Here is a 16,719-nt window from a genome sequence, read left to right as displayed (position 1 = left end):
TACATAGAGAGATGAACAGGTAAAACGAATTTTTAAATAACTGATTCATAAAGATATGCAGTTCGAAATGTTAAAAGATAAGTCATCAATCATCAAGGTAATTGGTGTTGGTGGCGGTGGTGGTAATGCGGTAAACCATATGTACCGTCAAGGAATTACTGGTGTAGACTTTATTATTTGTAATACAGATGCCCAGGCTTTGGAATTTAGTCCTATTCCTAATAAGGTACAATTGGGTGCAAGCCTTACCGAAGGAATGGGTGCGGGCTCGATACCCGAAGTAGGAAAGAATTCTGCGATTGAAAATATAGATGACATCAAGCAAATGCTTGGCAGCACTACAAAAATGTTGTTCATCACTGCTGGTATGGGTGGTGGTACCGGAACAGGTGCCAGCCCGATTATTGCCAAAGCAGCTAAGGAACTTGACATTTTAACTGTTGCTATTGTAACTACCCCATTTGCTTTTGAGGGTAAAAGGCGTAAGATGCAGGCCAATGATGGTTTGGATGAACTGAAAAAATATGTAGACTCTTACCTCGTTATTTCTAACGACCGGTTACGTGAGATTTTTGGTAACCTTACTTTGGGCTCTGCTTTTTCACAGGCAGATGACATTTTAACCACTGCAGCAAAAGGTATAGCCGAGATCATCACTGTGCCAGGATACATCAACGTGGATTTTAAAGATGTACGTACAGTAATGAAAGACAGTGGGGTATCTATCATGGGCAGTTTTGCCTGCGATGGAGAGAACAGGGCTTTAAATGCTGTTGAAGGTGCGCTGGCATCTCCACTGTTAAAAGATAGTGAGATTGAGGGGGCCAGATATATTTTATTAAATATCAGTTCGGGTTTACGTGAGGTAACGATGGATGAAGTGACCATCATTACAGATTATATCCAGGACAAGGCGGGGCTTTCTGCAGATCTGATCTGGGGTAACTGTATTGATGAAAGTCTGGAAGATAAATTATCGGTTACGATCATTGCTACCGGTTTCCAAACTACTGAACAGCGTGATGAAGAGAAAAAGAATATTAAAAAGATTTCTTTGCTTACACCTGAGGAAGCCCCTTTGGTTAGACCGGTTGAACCAGTTAATTCTTTTATTGAGCCTAAAGTACCTGCTTTTTCCAGTGAGCCTGTATTAAAAGCTAAGGAAGGAACAAAACAATCAGACCTCTTTGGCGATCTGTTCAATGTGAACAGGAACCGCAGTGTTGAAGAGCCGGAAAATGTAATTGTAAAACATGCGCTGATCCAGGAAGAAACTCCTTTGGATGAAACACAACAGGATGCCGGTTTTGAATTCGAGATTAAGGTTGCGGAAACAGATTTTGTATTTGAAACACCTGCAACGGTATTTAACAATGATACCGTTCCACAAAAAGAAGATATCATTGAGGCAGGTGCTGATGATGATAAAAGCGATGAATCGATAGAAGATCAGTTAAAAAAATCAAAAGAAAGAATTTTAAGGTTGAAAGACCTGAGCATGAAGCTGCGAACCAGTAATGGTTTACAGGAGTTAGAGAATGAACCTGCTTATAAACGTAAGCAAATGCAGTTACAGCAGGTTCAGCATTCATCTGAATCACAGGTTTCCCGATTCACTTTAAGTAACGATGAAGATGGGGCAACCGAGATCAGACCAAATAACTCTTTCCTGCACGATAATGTTGATTAATTTATCATCATTATAAAATAAAAAGCCTTAACAATAACCTGTTAAGGCTTTTTGGTGTCAATATACCAGCTTTACAACTACTGGTCAGCAATCGCTGATTATTGTATATCAGGTATATTAAAACTAACTTTGCAAAAAAATAATAACTTAAAATACATATAACATTGGATATTTTTGAAAAGATAGCAAAACACATGGGGCCGATAGGACAACATCACAAATGGTCTCATGGATATTTCTCATTTCCTAAATTAGAAGGCGATATAGCTCCCCACATGAACTTTCGTGGCAAGGAGCACCTGGTATGGAGTTTGAACAATTATTTAGGTTTAGCAAACCATCCAGAGGTTAGAAAAGCAGATGCCCAGGGGGCTGCCGATTTTGGTATGGCCTATCCTATGGGAGCCAGAATGATGTCGGGGAACTCTAAGTACCACGAACAACTGGAACAGGAGCTTGCTGCATTTGTAGGTAAGCCGGATGCATTTTTATTAAATTATGGCTACCAGGGTATGGTTTCCATCATTGATAGCCTGGTTGACAGAAATGATGTTATTGTATATGATGCGGAATCTCATGCCTGCATTATAGATGGTTTGCGTTTGCATATGGGCAAGCGTTTTGTGTATAAGCACAATGATATTGACAGTGCCCGTAAGCAGCTGGAAAGAGCTACGAAACTTGTTGAACAAAGTGGTGGCGGAATATTAGTGATTACCGAAGGTGTATTTGGTATGTCTGGAGCACAGGGTAGGTTAAAAGAACTGGTTGATTTAAAGCAGGAATTTAATTTTCGTTTGTTGATCGATGATGCGCATGGATTTGGTACAATGGGACCTACAGGTGCCGGTACACATGAAGCTCAGAATTGTATTGATGGGGTTGACGTTTATTTCGGCACTTTTGCGAAATCAATGGCCGGTATTGGTGCCTTTGTAGCCTCTACAGAAGAAATGACTAATTTTTTCAGGTACAACATGCGTTCTCAGACCTTTGCCAAGGCATTGCCAATGCCTATGGTTATAGGATTGTTAAAACGCCTGGAGCTGCTTAAAAACAATCCTGAGTTGAGAGAGAAATTATGGAATGTGGCTACTACACTTCAAAAAGGATTAAGAGCACGTGGTTTTGATCTTGGGGTTACAAATACTATGGTTACTCCGGTTTTTCTGAAAGGTGAATTGCTGGAGGCTACAGCTTTAACTATGGATCTTCGTGAAAACTACGGGATATTCTGTTCTATTGTGGTGTATCCGGTTATTCCTAAAGGTTTGATTGAACTGAGGTTGATTCCAACTGCCGTTCATACACTGGAAGATGTTCAGCGTACGCTGGATGCGTTTAGCGAGGTTTCAGATAAACTGAAAAGCGGCTATTATAAAGAAAATCAGTTCTCTATAGCATAATATTTATAAAAACAAAAAATGCCCTTTATAGCTTTTAAAGGGCGTTTTTTGTTTTTGTTGTTTTTTAATCTACTGTAAATCAGTAAGATGTGATATTAAAATTAAGGTTGAGTGTTTATAAACCCGCATAATGTGGAAAAAAACACGGTTTTTGCCTATTTATTTGTTAATGTAAAAATTCTTTTATTAAAATAAACATCTTACTTTAGTAACAGAGTATTAATCAAAACCTTAAAAAACTAAAAGGAGTAAATTAACGATGAAAAAATTTAATGAAGTAAAGGAACTTGTTGCTGCCTTGGAAGCAGATGCAGACAAATTCTACAACAAGGCAAACAGTGCCGCAGGAACCCGTGTACGTAAAGGTATGCAAGACCTTAAAAACCTTGCCCAATCTATCCGTCTGGAGATTCAGGACACGAAAAACAAAGGCTAACCGGCTAAATTGTTTTGATGAAAAAACGCCCCGGTAACCCGGAGCGTTTTTTTTATGCTGTAATTCTGGTTGTTTCTGCTGTAATGGCTTTTCTAAGTCCATCAGAAACCCCTACCAGGGGCAGTCGTACATAATCGTCACACACGCCCAACTGTTTTAATGCAGCTTTTACACCTGCCGGATTCCCTTCTGCAAACATCATTCTTGTAAATTCAATTAAATCCAGATGCTTAGGTAATGCGGCAGTGTAATCACCTTTAAGCGATAGCCTGATCATGTCGGATAACTGTTTTGGCAAAGCATTTCCGATAACAGAAATTACACCAACAGCACCCAACGAGATCATAGGCATGGCTACAGGATCATCACCGGAGATCAATAAAAAATCAGCAGGTTTGTCGCGCATGATCTGGTTAAACTGATCAAAACTACCTGAAGCCTCTTTAGTGCCAATGATATTTTTACAGTCTGCTGCCAGTCTGCATGTCGTTTCCGGACTTACATTGCTGGCTGTGCGTCCTGGTACGTTATACAATAGTACAGGTAGCTGGCTGCTTTCACTTATTGCTTTATAATGTTGATATATGCCTTCCTGGGTAGGTTTATTGTAATATGGACTGGCTGATAAAATGGCATCATAGCCATTTGTTTCAAAGATTTTAATACTGTTTATCACTTCTGCGGTATCATTTCCACCTATCCCTGCAACAAGGGGAAGCCTTCCGTTATTCACTTCAGCAGTAAATTCCCATATCTTCTTCTTTTCTTCTTTATTCAAAGTTGAGGCTTCTCCTGTAGTACCTAATGATACCAGATACTCTACCTTTCCGTCAATTAAATGATTGATGAGCCTGTTTAGCCCATCATAGTCTACCGTTCCATCTGCGTTAAAAGGCGTAACCAATGCTACTCCCGTTCCGTGAAATTTGTTCATTTTTTATTCTTTACTTCAATAGCTCTAATAAATCCTCCTGCGAAATAAGCGGGACATTTAACTTTTTCGCTTTTTCGAGTTTAGATGGCCCCATGTTATCTCCGGCAACAAGATAATTAAGTTTTGCAGAGATCCCGCTTAAAATCTTACCACCATTACTTTCAATCATGTCTTTGAGTTCTTCTCTGCTATAATTCTCAAAAACGCCCGAAATTACGAATGTTTTTCCAGTTAATTTATCACTTTGCAGTGTAATTTCATTTTCTGCGACTTCAAATTTTAAATTGTATGATTTTAGAAGGTTTATTTGATGTAAATGTTCTGCTTTGCCAAAATATTCAATAATACTTTCCGCTATACGCTGGCCAATTTCATCTATTGCTGTCAATTCTTCCAGGCTTGCTGAAGCAAGCTTGTCAACATTTTTTACACCATAAGCTAGTTTTTTAGCCACTGTTTCACCTACATACCTTATTCCAAGGCCAAATAATACTTTCTCAAAGGGCATTTGCTTAGAAAGCTCAATTCCATGCAGCATATTTTCAATAGATTTCTCACCAAAACGTTCCAGCGTTTTCAGTTCCTCTGCTTTTTCATGTAAGGTATAGAGGTCACTGATGTGGGCAATTAATCCGCGCTGATAAAAGGTTTCGATGGTCTCGTCGCCGAGGCCATCAATGTTCATGGCCTTTCTGCTGATGAAGTGCTGGATTTTTCCAATGATCTGTGGCGGACAGGCCTCATCATTCGGACAGTAAAAAGCCACTTCACCTTCTTTTCTGATCAGGGGCGTAGCGCATTCCGGACATACGGTAGGATATATAATCTTAAGTGCCCCGGCCTTGCGTTTATCCAGGTTTACGTTCATGATTTTTGGGATGATCTCTCCGCCTTTTTCAACAAAGACGCTGTCCCCCTCGTGTAAGTCCAGCCTTTCTATTTCATTGGCATTGTGCAATGTTGCCCTTTTTACGGTTGTTCCGGCAAGTTGTACAGGTTTCAGGTTGGCAACAGGGGTAACGGCACCAGTCCGGCCCACCTGGTAGGTTACCTTATCCAAAATGGTTTCGACTTCCTGTGCTTTGTATTTATAGGAAATGGCCCAGCGTGGAGATTTGGCCGTAAAGCCCAGTTCCTGTTGCTGTGCATAGCTGTTTACCTTAATTACAATTCCGTCTATGTCATAAGATAATTTGAAACGTTCGTTCTCCCAGTGTTTTATAAATGAGCGTACATCTTCAATGCTATTGGTCAGTTTGGTATGTTCACAAACATTAAATCCCCACCTCTTTAGTGCCTGTAAGCTTTCCCAATGAGTTTTAAAATAATTTTTGTCTGTATTTAGTGAATAAAGGAAACAATCCAGGGGACGTTTGGCCACTTCCTTAGAGTCCTGCATCTTAACGGTTCCGGCCGCAAAGTTCCTGGGATTGGCATATTGGACCTCGCCAAGTTCCTCGCGTTCCTTATTTAACCTTTCAAAGGCAGCACGGTGCATAAAAATTTCACCCCTGATTTCAAATAGAGGGGGTACATCTCCTTCTTTTAACTGATGTGGAATAGTATTTATGGTTTTTACATTGGCGGTCACATCGTCGCCTTTGGCACCATCTCCGCGTGTTACTGCTCTAACCAGTTTTGATCCATCGTAGGTAAGGCTGATGGAAAGTCCGTCGAACTTAAGTTCACAAACATATTCGAAACTTTCACCTATGGCTTTTTTGATGCGTTCATCAAAGTCGCGGAGGTCCTGTTCATTGTAAGTATTGCCAAGTGATAGCATTGGCCATTTGTGCGGAACCGTGGTGAAAATTTTCGTAATGTCGCCGCCAACTTTCCGGGTAGGCGAATTGGGATCTGCAAACTCGGGGTATGCAAGCTCCAGTTGTGCAAGTTCTTCCAGTTTTTTATCAAAAGTGTAATCTGCAATGGTGGGCATTGCCAAAACATAATAATTGTAACTGTGCTGGTTAAGCTCCTTAACCAAGGCATCCATATTGGTTTTTACTTCAGATCCTGACATATTGCGAAGATACAAATTAGCTGAGCAGCTGATTTAGATTTAGGGGAATTTTTTAGGATAATTCCTTTTCAATATCACTATAAACAGAAAGGTAATCGGTCTGAATACTTTGTTTAAATATTTCCAGCTGCTGGGTTAACCGGGCCAGCTGTGCCTCAGTAAATGGGTTATTCCACAGGCGCATGCAGATCCGGTTTAGTGCATAAGAAATGTTTTCAATTTTTTGGTAACTGAATAAATATCTGCTGGAGATGAAATTATTCAGGAACTTAAAAAATACTGTTGTATCATCTAAAGAACAGGCACGAAGAAAGTCATCCAAAGCAGATTGGTCGGCTTTGCCCAGCTGCTCATAAAAACTATTAATGCTGATGACCCCATTTACAGTTAACAGGTGATCTAAAATCAGTTCAAGACCTATATGTGCCAAAAAGAAGGGTTTAACAGGGCTATCTTCGCAGATTGGAACAATCAGCTGTTTGAGGCTATTGGTATAGTACTGAAAAAAATGTGAGGAATGAAAAATCCGGTCTACCTCAATATGTCTTTCCCAGCCTTTTAGCATAGAAATTTGCTGTGCCTGCGCATTAAAAAGATGTTTAACCTTGAGCGGATATAGATTGTAATCTTTTTGTGCATTTTTTATGAAATCTGGCAGTACAACTCCCAATACCATATTTTCATCTGGATTATTTCGCTCAAAATAAAAATGGGATAGGAAGTTCATAAGGCTAAATTAGCGAATTTTTGTTCGAAAAGCCATTTTTAACCACCGCTCAAATTTAAGGATAGCCCAGCTTTTCCTATATTTGCGCACAAATTAGATTAAGATGACCAATTTTGTAGAAGAGCTACGCTGGAGAGGCATGTTGCAGGATATGATGCCTGGTACTGAAGAAAAATTGAATGAAGGAATGACTGCGGGGTATATTGGTTTCGATCCTACTGCCGACTCATTGCATGTAGGGCATCTTACGCAGATCATGACACTTATCCATTTTCAGCGTGCGGGGCATAAGCCTTATGCACTGGTGGGAGGGGCAACAGGAATGGTAGGCGATCCCTCAGGTAAATCAGCCGAAAGGAACCTGCAAACAGAAGATATGGTTGAACATAACCTGGCAGGCATGAAACGTCAGCTTTCAAGATTTTTGAAATTTGAAGCTGCCGGCAACGGAGCTGTAATGATCAATAATGCCGATTGGTTTAAAGATATGGGCCTGTTTGATTTTATCCGGGATATCGGCAAACACATCACGGTAAACTATATGATGGCAAAGGATAGTGTTAAAAGGCGTCTTGAGGGAGATTCAGGTTTGTCATTTACAGAGTTTTGCTACCAATTGATCCAGGGTTATGACTTTTATTATTTATGGAAACATCACAATTGTCTGGTCCAGATGGGTGGTTCCGATCAGTGGGGCAATATCGTTACCGGAACTGAACTGATCAGAAGAAAAGATGCCGGAACAGCTTATGCCATTACCACCCACCTGATTAAAAAAGCAGATGGGACAAAATTTGGTAAAACCGAGAGTGGTGCAGTATGGCTGGATGCAGAAAAAACATCACCCTATAAGTTTTACCAATTCTGGTTAAACGCATCAGATGATGATACAAAAAAATGGATCAGGATTTTTACGTTAAAAACAAAAGAGGAGATAGAGACGCTGGAAAATGAGCACAATGCTGCTCCACATCTGCGCATACTGCAAAAGGCGCTTGCCGAAGATATCACCATCAGAACGCATTCTGAAGAAGCACTGGAAACAGCATTGAAAACCTCAGATTTTTTGTTTGGCAATGGCTCACTGGAGTTTTTTAAAACCCTATCTGTTGCACAGGTATTTGAGATATTTGAAGGGATTCCCCAATTTGCCATTTCAAAGGATGAACTGGAGCAAGGTATAGATGCAGCTACACTACTGGCTGAAAAATCAAGTGTATTTGCCTCTAAAGGAGAAGCCAAGAAACTGATACAAGGTGGTGGCGTATCCATAAATAAGGAAAAATTAAAAGACCCGACGGATCAGTTGAGTGCAACTGATCTTTTAAACGGACAGTTCATTGTTGTTCAGAAGGGTAAGAAGAATTATTACCTGTTGACTGCAAATTAAAGTGCGCTTAACCATTTTCGGTTGCTGCTGGGTAAAAGAGCAGGATAACTTTGATTATCGGACAAAAAGTATTATATTTGTATATAATGTCTGATGGGTATGAAAAAGAAAGCAGAAACACGTACTGAACTTGCCGAACCGGCAGTAGCTTATGGGGCTTTGAACCCAACCTCACTGGTGGGTTTATTGGGCAGCAGCTATGCCACATCAACAGATTTTGATTTGCTAAACCTTGCACGTAAAGGCGTTTCTAAAAAAGCGTTGTTAAGTTTAGCAAAGCAAATATCGCTTACCATACAGGAGGTAGCGGGTATCATGCACATTTCAGAACGAACTTTACAACGTTATACCCCTGCTACTTTAATCAAAACAGAACATGCAGAAAAGGCCATAGAGCTGGCCAGGTTATACCAGCGTGGTACTGAAGTTTTTGGTACCATTGATAACTTTAACGACTGGATGAAAACCCCTAATTATACCTTAAACGGTGAGGCTCCCTTAAACCTGCTGGATACTTCTATAGGCTTTGAACTGATTTTGCAAACCCTTGGCCGTATAGAGTACGGTGTTTTTAGCTAATGTTGCTTTACCGTATTTCGCTTTGTAAAAGAGCTTTGGATGTAAGTGGCACCGGAGCAAAATTATTTGGTGGCCGCTGGAACAGTGTAGGTATTCCGGTGTTGTACCTTGCCAGCAGCAGGGCATTGGCTGCACTGGAAGTACTGGCCCATTTAACTACAGTACAGGACCCAGAAACTTTTTGTGTTACCATTTTTGATGTTCCGGCAAGCAGTATTCAAACCATAGAAAAAGAGTTGTTGCCTAAAAACTGGAACAGTTACCCCTCCCCATCCTTATTGAAAAAGCGGGGCGATGCTTTTGCTAAGGCAAATGAGGCTTTGTTGTTAAAAGTTCCCTCTGCAATTGTAGAAGATGAATACAATTATATTTTAAATGTTAACCATCCGCTCTCCCTCAAAGTTAAGATCATCGATAGTAAACCCTTTTTATTCGATAAACGTTTACACTAGCTAACCAGTGGGTTATGTGCTAATTAACAAGCAGGTTACAACCTCTGATGTCGGCGTCGTCAAAACGGCCCAGGACCTCAAATGAACCATCAGTAAGCAAACGTCCGAGGTCCTGAGTCGCGATAAATGAGCAGGAGTGGAGATTGGCCAGATCTATTATATTGATGCCGCCTGTTTTGTTATTGCTAACTAAACTCAATGGATCATTGGTGTCGCGCAGGTAGATTTTCATCCATGGGGGGCAGTTAAAGATACCCTTTCCATAGGAGTAAGCCTGAGAAAGGAGCTCCGTCATACCGTATTCGCTATGAATAGCATTAACACCAAAACCCTTTTGCAGGAACTGATGTAATTCTTCACGCACCATTTCCTTTCTTTTCCCTTTCATGCCACCTGTTTCCATAACAATCAATTCTGGAAAATCAACCTTGTATTCTTCAACAAAATCGAGCAGGGCGTAGGTAACCCCTATAAGTATTGTTTTTTGATGACTTGATTTTAATTCCTGAAGCTTATGGTACAGTTCAGAATGATTGTGCAGGAAATAACCACTGTCGCCGTGCATGCTTTGTTTTAACAGGGCATCAACCATATATATGAGCGATGAACCATCCCGCTCAAGGTAGGAGGGCAAAAGGGCAAGGAGGCAGGTGTTGTCAATATCGCCATAAAACTGTTTAAAAGCTTTATTGAAGCTTTGTTCGTAAAGATTGACCTGGGTTACCAGGTGCTTGCTTTGAACCATCCCTGTAGTGCCCGAGCTGCTGAATGTAATTTCGGGCTGATCGGTTGAACTCAGTACTTCGTGTGTTTTGAAAAAGCTGATGGGCAGGTAAGGTATTTGTGCAGTTGTGCTAACTCCTGAGGGATCTATTCTCAGGTTTCCAATATACGCTTTGTATACCTGACAGTTTTCGGCCTGGTGCTTAAATACGGCAAGGCTGGCTTTTTCAAACTCCTGCGTATTGCTGATAGAAAAAATTTGTTGGGTCAGATCAGTCACGCCACAAAAATACGCAACAATTTTTAATTAAGAATTCGTTTTCTTTATCAGTACGGCTTTCCTGAAATGGTAGCCGCAATAGCCACTGACTCCGGCAGTAAAAGCACCAAGTAGTGAACTAAGGAGCAGGATGAGAAGCCAGGACTGTACACCGAACATTTCGGCAATACGGCCTGCAAGCAAATTGTTGTTGGGCAGGCTTTTAAAAAGTGCCATCCCTGTCCACAGTAACAAAATGGCAAAAAATGGTGCCCATAAGGATATTTTACCTGTTTTGCCTATTAAACCGCAGGTAGCAAACGAGATGACAACAATGACCCACCAGGGTAAGACCATTTGGAGCAAAAAAGAAAGTATAACGATTACTATAAAAACCATGTCGCTATTTTTTTGATATTTTTAACTGAGAAATTATTTTGGCAGTAGGGTCGTCGTGCGACTGCATAAAGAACAGGTCGTACAATTTTCCGTTTGCCCAGGTATCGATCATGTTATCATAGAAAGGGCTGCCAGGGTTGCCTGATTGTCCACCTGGAAATACACCATGTCCTTTTGGGGTTTTACCCAATTCAATTACCATTCTCCATGAGGGGCCATTGCTTTCACTTAATGCATTAATGGTCATTTTTCCACCCCCTGTTACCAAAACTTTTGATCCGAAACCCGGTATTTTGGCCAGATGCGGTACATTGGTATGCTTAAAGTTACCCCACTCCCAGGATTTGCCTATTGGACCATATTTTCTTTCCAGGCTGTCGCAGCTGTATCTGAAGGCTTCGTTAACTAAGTCTGACAAGGTTTCTTTTACAGGAGTATTGATGTTATCGATCCATTTAGAATTGGGCTCGTTCAGGATGAGCTGTACGGTCCTGTCGCGTGATGGGTACCGCATTGGGATATTGCTGACGGTAAACTCATCATCCCAGATATTGAACTGCAGACGTTTGGTCCACAGATCGAACACACTTGCTGCCAGTGACTTTGCATCGTAAAATTTATTCCAGGAAGTAACTATGCTAAGTGCTTCTTTTTGTGTAGCGTTGAGTTTGTTCTTGTCAACCATGACCAGGATTGCAGGCAGGATATTCTGGGCATGAATGCTGTAACTATCCGTTTGCATATTGATGATACTGTCGGCCGTAGCTTTATTCATGGCTGTTAAACGGTCGTTAATGCGTTTGCCGCGTTCATACGGACTAAACTCCCAGTTGATATAATAAGGATAGCTTGGGTCTGTAGAACTCTGGTTGGCCGAGCTTACAAAATTTCTCGGCGGGTTTTTAACGGTAGGGTTCTGTGAAGAAGGAATCCATCCCTGCCAGTCGTTTTTAGGGTCTGAGCCATCCAGTATAAACTTACCCTGGTCTTTCCATTTAAGCGGAAATTTGCCATTTGCAGTAATGGCAATATCATTTTCGGCCGAAGCAAAGATAAAATTCTGTGCCGGTGCAGTATAAAAGGTAAGTGCTTTGCGGTAATCGGCATAATTTTTCCCCCTGTTCAGCAAGTAAAAAGTTTTGAGTTCATTTGATTTTTCATGGGCAATCCAGCGAAGTGCGTTGCCTACAGGAATATTTTTTGCTTTGGGGAAATCTGTTTTCTGTAAATATACTACCGGACCATGGTGCGTATAAATTACCGTATCAATAATATTTTTATCGTTCCTGACTACAATTTTTTCGAGTCGGCTGCTGGTATTCTTCCATTGGTTGTTGTACCAGTAATTTTTATGCGTATCGTCTTTGAATTTAACCTGGTAAAAATCCAGCACATCAGCGGCTACATTGGTTACCCCCCAGGCGATATCCTTATTAAAGCCAATAATGATGCCCGGCGCACCGGGAAGGGACACACCGTAAGCATTTAAGCCGGGGGCATGTAGCTGAATCTGGTACCAAATGGAAGGAAGGGTTAAATCCAGGTGAGGGTCATTTTCAAGAATCGGATAACCCGAAGCGGTTTTTTCACCCGAAAGTGCCCAGTTGTTGCTGCCTATACCTTCTTCTTTTTGCCTGGTTTTTATTGTTGCCGTTACTGCTTCGTTAAACAAGGCAGGTGCTGGGGGTATTGGCAGGGGTGTAAAATCCCATTTTGTGCCAACAGGTATAATCGGATCTTCTTTGAAGGGATAATCTGGAAAAAGATCTTTTACTACATCTGTGCCAAATTTCTTTCTGATGTTGGTCATATAAAATTCATCGGATCCCATGGCCAGAACGGCCGACATTTGCTTTAAAAGCAAGGCACATTTAATGGGTGTCCAGTCTTCCGGCTTAAAATCAAGTATCTTATATTCAATAGGCAACTGGGATCTGGACAAAGAATGTATATAGGCATTGATACCCGCAGTATAAGCCAGGATCATTTCTTTTGATTGTGGGTCGGCCATCATTCCCTCTAAGGAGTTTTCAGCACCATAAACCATTCCCATCCGGCGCTGGTATTTATCCAGTTCTATTGCTTTTTTACCCACAACTTCCGATATTCGGCCCGCGGCAAAACGGGTTTGAAAATCCATTTGCCATAAACGGTGCATGGCCGTAACGTAGCCTTGTGCAAAATATACATCATGGTCATTTTGAGCAAAAATATGGGGGATCATCCGATCGTCAAAGGCGATATCAACATTTTGATACGCACCTTTCAGGACAATTTTATTTTGGGCTTTAACCGCAGTACGTTCGGCATTTTGCCAGAAACCGGTAAAGGGATTCAGAAATTTTAAAATGGGTGGCAGGTCTCCAAATTTTGTATTAAGTGTATAAGCCAGCACTATTGGGATTAAAACGCAAATGAAAGCCTTTATTTTATTTATCATAACTCGTTGAAAGTATATTGTCTTATAAATTTAACAGCTGTAATTATTGCTATGGCAATTTAACACAAAACTTAATTGAAATGCAACGAAAATTAGATTTTGTGAATGAAATATTTAACCGAATAGAATTTGTTAATATCAAAAAATTTATTAAGTTTATGTTAAAATCAAACTAAATATAATAACGTATGAGGAAAATGTTTACAAAAGCGATTTTTACACTTTTGCTAGCTATTACCGGATTTACGGTATATGCCCAAAGTGTCGTGGTTAGTGGCTTGGTTACCGATAAGCAGACTAAACAACCAATACCAGGTGTTGGAATCACAGTAAAAGGCACTACCAGCGGCACTGCTACCGGTGCAAATGGCAGATATTCGTTTAGTACAAGTCAGAAACCCCCATTTGTCCTCGTTATTTCTTTCCTGGGTTATGCATCAATAGAGCAGGAGATTACCGGTAATACATCTGATTTGATTGCCGAACTGGAACCTACGGCAATTTTGGGACAGGAGGTTGTTATTTCAGCTTCGAGAACTCCTGAACGCATCCTGGAATCACCCGTAACCATTGAAAGAATTGGTGCTGCGGCAATTAAGGAACTGCCCAGCGCTTCTTTTTACGATGCACTTACCAGTTTAAAAGGGGTAGAAGCGAGTACGCAAAGTTTAACTTTTAAATCTATCAATACCCGTGGGTTCAACTCTAACGGCAATACCCGCTTTAATCAGTTTGTTGATGGAATGGACAACCAGGCACCCGGATTAAATTTCTCTGTGGGCAATATTATTGGTTTGTCGGAATTGGATATAGACAATGTGGAATTGCTGCCTGGTGCTTCCTCTGCTTTATATGGTGCCGGGGGAATCAATGGTACATTGTTAATGACTTCAAAGAACCCCTTTAAGTATCCGGGCGCGAGTTTCCAGTTCAAAACTGGGGTAAACCATGTAAATGACGACAATTCTGCAGTACAGCAGTTTAACCAGCTTGACGTGCGTGTGGCCAAAGCCTGGAACAACCGCTTTGGTTTTAAAGCTACCTTTTCTTATCTGCAGGCAAAAGACTGGTTCGGAAATGATTCCCGGAATTTTGACCGGGTAAATAATGTTTTAAAACCAGGAGACAGAAATTCAGACCCGAACTATGATGGTATCAACGTTTATGGCGATGAAGTGAGCCAGAATATGCGCAACCTGGTACAGGGAAGCATAGAGCCTGCAATCCGGGCTGGAATATTACAGGCATCGGGCAACCAATTCGACCCGAGGCTTGCGTTGGGTAATGTTCCCGCAGGATCAAGTTATCCTGTTTATTTAAATTTTATCAATACCAATGTGCCTGCTGCACTTCGTCCCGCAGTTATCAATCAATATCTCCCTTTTTATTACGGCCTTACCTACCCTGCATTATTACCTAACCAATCTATTTCCAGAGATGGTTATAATGAAGCAGATCTGGTAGATTACAATACAAAATCTTTAAAAGCTTCAGGTTCATTTAATTATAAGATAACCAGTACGATAGAAGCAATAGCGCAACTAACATGGGGAAGTGGAACTTCTGTATATACAGGTGCCGACCGCTATTCTTTGCGCAACTTTAGTATTGGTCAGTATAAACTGGAACTAAAAGGTGAAGATTTCTTTTTAAGAGGTTATACCACACAGGAACGATCTGGTGATTCTTATATCTCTTCCGTTTTGGGTGTGTCTATTAATGAAGTAGCAAGCCCCAACAATACCTGGTTTCCGGCTTATATTGGTAGTTTTATAGGTGCACGGTTGGGCGGCCAATCGGTAGATGCGGCACATGGAACGGCCAGGACAGCTGCAAACAGCACAGGACGGGGACGTCTTTTGCCCGGAACTGTTGCCTTTGAAAATGTCAAAAATCAAATCATGAATACGAACATCAGTGCTACCAATATCAATCTCACTGATCCTTCAAAGAGTGTATATGGGGCAAGGTTTGACGATAAGACCAATTTGTATCATTATGAAGGGATGTATAACTTCAGCAATGCATTAAATAATGTAGTTGAACTGCAGATTGGCGCTTCGTCAAGGCTGTATCAGCTGCGTTCAGGTGGAACTATTTTTGACGACCTTAACGAAGACCTGAACATCAATGAATACGGAGCTTTTGCCCAGCTGGGTAAGAAACTATTTAAGGATAAGTTTAAACTGACTTTTGCCGGGCGGTATGACAAGAGCACAAATTTTGAAGGCAGGTTTACGCCAAGGATTACAGGGGTGCTCACTGTAGCCGAAAACAACAACATCCGTGCTTCTTATCAGACAGGATACCGCAATCCGACTACCCAAAACCAATATATCGATCTTTCTGTACTTGGCGGAGCTACACGGCTTATTGGTGGTTTGCCAAGAAGTTTGAACAAATATAATCTGTATGCCGATAAAGGTGTTTTAAGGAAAGATTATACAGCTTACCTGGCTTCTGTAGCATCAAGCCCAACCAATACAGGTGATCCAAGTTTATTGGTACCCTATACATTTGATGCCAAAGGGCTGCGTCCTGAAAGTGTACAATCTTACGAATTGGGATATAAAGGCTTGATCAGTAAACAATTGCTGATAGATGCTTATGGATATTACAATACCTATAAAGATTTTATCACTGCCATTACACTGTTCAGGGGCGGTACAAGTTATGGTGTGCCGGTAAATGCAGCAGGTAATGTAAATACTTATGGGGCAGCATTAGGGCTGGATTATTTGTTGAATAAATATACTTTGAGCGGAAACGTTTCCTATAACCAGATCGGTGATTTGCCGGCCGATTATGACAATGACTTTAATACACCTAAAATACGTTATAACCTGGGTCTTGCGAACAGGGAGATCATTAAAAATGTGGGTTTCAATGTTCAGTACCGCTGGCAGGGTAAATATCACTGGTTCTCCTCTTTTGTAGTAGGCGATGTGCCGGCTTTTTCTACATTTGATGCCCAGGTTAATCTAAAGGTTCCTTCGGTCAATTCGATGATCAAGATTGGGGGGTCAAACATTTTAAATAAATATTACGTTACCTCTTTTGGTAACCCTGCAATAGGTGCACTTTATTATGTATCCTATACGTTTAATCCTTAAAACATTTATTTTAAACAGGATAAGCCCTGGCAGTAATGTCGGGGCTTTTTTACGGCCCCAATTTTATCTTATAATAATCCTTTGGTTTTAATAGAAATTTTAACACCTTAGTTGTACAAAGTACACGAAGTAAATCTGTCGTGTTTCT

At 40.9% G+C, this 16,719-nt stretch carries 13 protein-coding genes; 7 read left to right on the top strand and 6 right to left on the bottom strand.

Translation table 11 applies throughout. The features are described 5' to 3' along the window. Window positions 1–55 precede the first annotated feature (55 nt). The 3 genes from ftsZ (at window position 56) to PHEP_RS16515 (ending at window position 3,532) form a co-directional block, all read left to right on the top strand. Window positions 56–1,690, top strand: coding sequence for a cell division protein FtsZ (gene ftsZ / locus PHEP_RS16525; RefSeq protein WP_015809125.1), 1,635 nt, complete (start codon window positions 56–58; stop codon window positions 1,688–1,690). 164 nt (window positions 1,691–1,854) lie between these two features. Beyond that, on the top strand, window positions 1,855–3,096 hold the full coding sequence (locus PHEP_RS16520) for an aminotransferase class I/II-fold pyridoxal phosphate-dependent enzyme (RefSeq protein WP_015809124.1): 1,242 nt from the start codon (window positions 1,855–1,857) through the stop codon (window positions 3,094–3,096). 259 nt (window positions 3,097–3,355) lie between these two features. Then, on the top strand, window positions 3,356–3,532 hold the full coding sequence (locus PHEP_RS16515; RefSeq protein ID WP_015809123.1) for a hypothetical protein: 177 nt from the start codon (window positions 3,356–3,358) through the stop codon (window positions 3,530–3,532). Between the two features lie 52 nt (window positions 3,533–3,584). On the opposite strand, the gene dapA is transcribed toward PHEP_RS16515, so the two are convergent. Genes dapA through PHEP_RS16500 form a run of 3 tightly spaced genes read right to left on the bottom strand, consistent with a single transcriptional unit; the run spans window position 3,585 to window position 7,216 of the window. Beyond that, window positions 3,585–4,466, bottom strand: a complete 882-nt coding sequence (gene dapA / locus PHEP_RS16510) for a 4-hydroxy-tetrahydrodipicolinate synthase (protein WP_015809122.1) — start codon at window positions 4,464–4,466, stop codon at window positions 3,585–3,587. A 10-nt stretch (window positions 4,467–4,476) separates the two neighbouring features. Then, the gene (gene ligA, locus PHEP_RS16505) at window positions 4,477–6,489 is read right to left on the bottom strand and encodes an NAD-dependent DNA ligase LigA (protein ID WP_015809121.1); all 2,013 of its coding nucleotides are present in this window, start codon (window positions 6,487–6,489) and stop codon (window positions 4,477–4,479) included. 52 nt (window positions 6,490–6,541) lie between these two features. Next, window positions 6,542–7,216, bottom strand: coding sequence for an ACP phosphodiesterase (locus PHEP_RS16500; RefSeq protein WP_015809120.1), 675 nt, complete (start codon window positions 7,214–7,216; stop codon window positions 6,542–6,544). Between the two features lie 103 nt (window positions 7,217–7,319). On the opposite strand from PHEP_RS16500, the gene tyrS reads away from it, so the two are divergent. From tyrS to PHEP_RS16485, 3 genes are all read left to right on the top strand, one after another. Continuing rightward, window positions 7,320–8,606 carry a tyrosine--tRNA ligase gene (tyrS, locus tag PHEP_RS16495; RefSeq protein WP_015809119.1) on the top strand — a complete coding sequence of 429 codons (1,287 nt, stop codon included), beginning with the start codon at window positions 7,320–7,322 and terminating at the stop codon, window positions 8,604–8,606. 99 nt (window positions 8,607–8,705) lie between these two features. After that, the gene (gene parS, locus PHEP_RS16490) at window positions 8,706–9,185 is read left to right on the top strand and encodes a type II RES/Xre toxin-antitoxin system antitoxin (RefSeq protein WP_143715766.1); all 480 of its coding nucleotides are present in this window, start codon (window positions 8,706–8,708) and stop codon (window positions 9,183–9,185) included. After that, entirely contained in the window at window positions 9,185–9,637 is a 453-nt protein-coding gene (locus PHEP_RS16485; protein WP_015809117.1) for an RES family NAD+ phosphorylase, read from the top strand. The genes parS and PHEP_RS16485 overlap by 1 nt, the downstream gene beginning before the upstream one ends. A gap of 19 nt (window positions 9,638–9,656) precedes the next feature. Here the strand turns inward: PHEP_RS16485 and PHEP_RS16480 are convergent, their stop codons facing one another. The 3 genes from PHEP_RS16480 to PHEP_RS16470 are packed head-to-tail and all read right to left on the bottom strand — an operon-like array spanning window position 9,657 to window position 13,458. Beyond that, complete coding sequence (locus PHEP_RS16480) at window positions 9,657–10,640, bottom strand: LuxE/PaaK family acyltransferase (RefSeq protein ID WP_015809116.1); 984 nt, start codon at window positions 10,638–10,640, stop codon at window positions 9,657–9,659. A gap of 27 nt (window positions 10,641–10,667) precedes the next feature. Further along, a complete protein-coding gene (locus PHEP_RS16475) occupies window positions 10,668–11,018 on the bottom strand; it encodes a hypothetical protein (RefSeq protein WP_015809115.1) in 351 nt (116 codons plus the stop codon). 4 nt (window positions 11,019–11,022) lie between these two features. After that, window positions 11,023–13,458, bottom strand: a complete 2,436-nt coding sequence (locus PHEP_RS16470; RefSeq protein ID WP_015809114.1) for a penicillin acylase family protein — start codon at window positions 13,456–13,458, stop codon at window positions 11,023–11,025. Window positions 13,459–13,646: 188 nt separating this feature from the next. On the opposite strand from PHEP_RS16470, the gene PHEP_RS16465 reads away from it, so the two are divergent. Next, entirely contained in the window at window positions 13,647–16,571 is a 2,925-nt protein-coding gene (locus PHEP_RS16465; protein ID WP_036674205.1) for a TonB-dependent receptor, read from the top strand. Window positions 16,572–16,719 lie beyond the last annotated feature (148 nt).

This window comes from Pedobacter heparinus DSM 2366, from assembly GCF_000023825.1.
Taxonomy (GTDB): domain Bacteria; phylum Bacteroidota; class Bacteroidia; order Sphingobacteriales; family Sphingobacteriaceae; genus Pedobacter; species Pedobacter heparinus.
This window is presented reverse-complemented; position numbering and strand designations above follow the sequence as displayed.

Bases quoted from the DNA above. Each gene is read 5' to 3' on its own strand.
- PHEP_RS16515 (WP_015809123.1), top strand. From the start codon at position 3,356: ATGAAAAAATTTAATGAAGTAAAGGAACTTGTTGCTGCCTTGGAAGCA.
- PHEP_RS16485 (WP_015809117.1), top strand. From the start codon at position 9,185: ATGTTGCTTTACCGTATTTCGCTTTGTAAAAGAGCTTTGGATGTAAGT.
- PHEP_RS16470 (WP_015809114.1), bottom strand. From the start codon at position 13,458: ATGATAAATAAAATAAAGGCTTTCATTTGCGTTTTAATCCCAATAGTG.
- dapA (WP_015809122.1), bottom strand. From the start codon at position 4,466: ATGAACAAATTTCACGGAACGGGAGTAGCATTGGTTACGCCTTTTAAC.
- ligA (WP_015809121.1), bottom strand. From the start codon at position 6,489: ATGTCAGGATCTGAAGTAAAAACCAATATGGATGCCTTGGTTAAGGAG.
- PHEP_RS16500 (WP_015809120.1), bottom strand. From the start codon at position 7,216: ATGAACTTCCTATCCCATTTTTATTTTGAGCGAAATAATCCAGATGAA.
- PHEP_RS16465 (WP_036674205.1), top strand. From the start codon at position 13,647: ATGAGGAAAATGTTTACAAAAGCGATTTTTACACTTTTGCTAGCTATT.
- ftsZ (WP_015809125.1), top strand. From the start codon at position 56: ATGCAGTTCGAAATGTTAAAAGATAAGTCATCAATCATCAAGGTAATT.
- parS (WP_143715766.1), top strand. From the start codon at position 8,706: ATGAAAAAGAAAGCAGAAACACGTACTGAACTTGCCGAACCGGCAGTA.
- PHEP_RS16475 (WP_015809115.1), bottom strand. From the start codon at position 11,018: ATGGTTTTTATAGTAATCGTTATACTTTCTTTTTTGCTCCAAATGGTC.
- tyrS (WP_015809119.1), top strand. From the start codon at position 7,320: ATGACCAATTTTGTAGAAGAGCTACGCTGGAGAGGCATGTTGCAGGAT.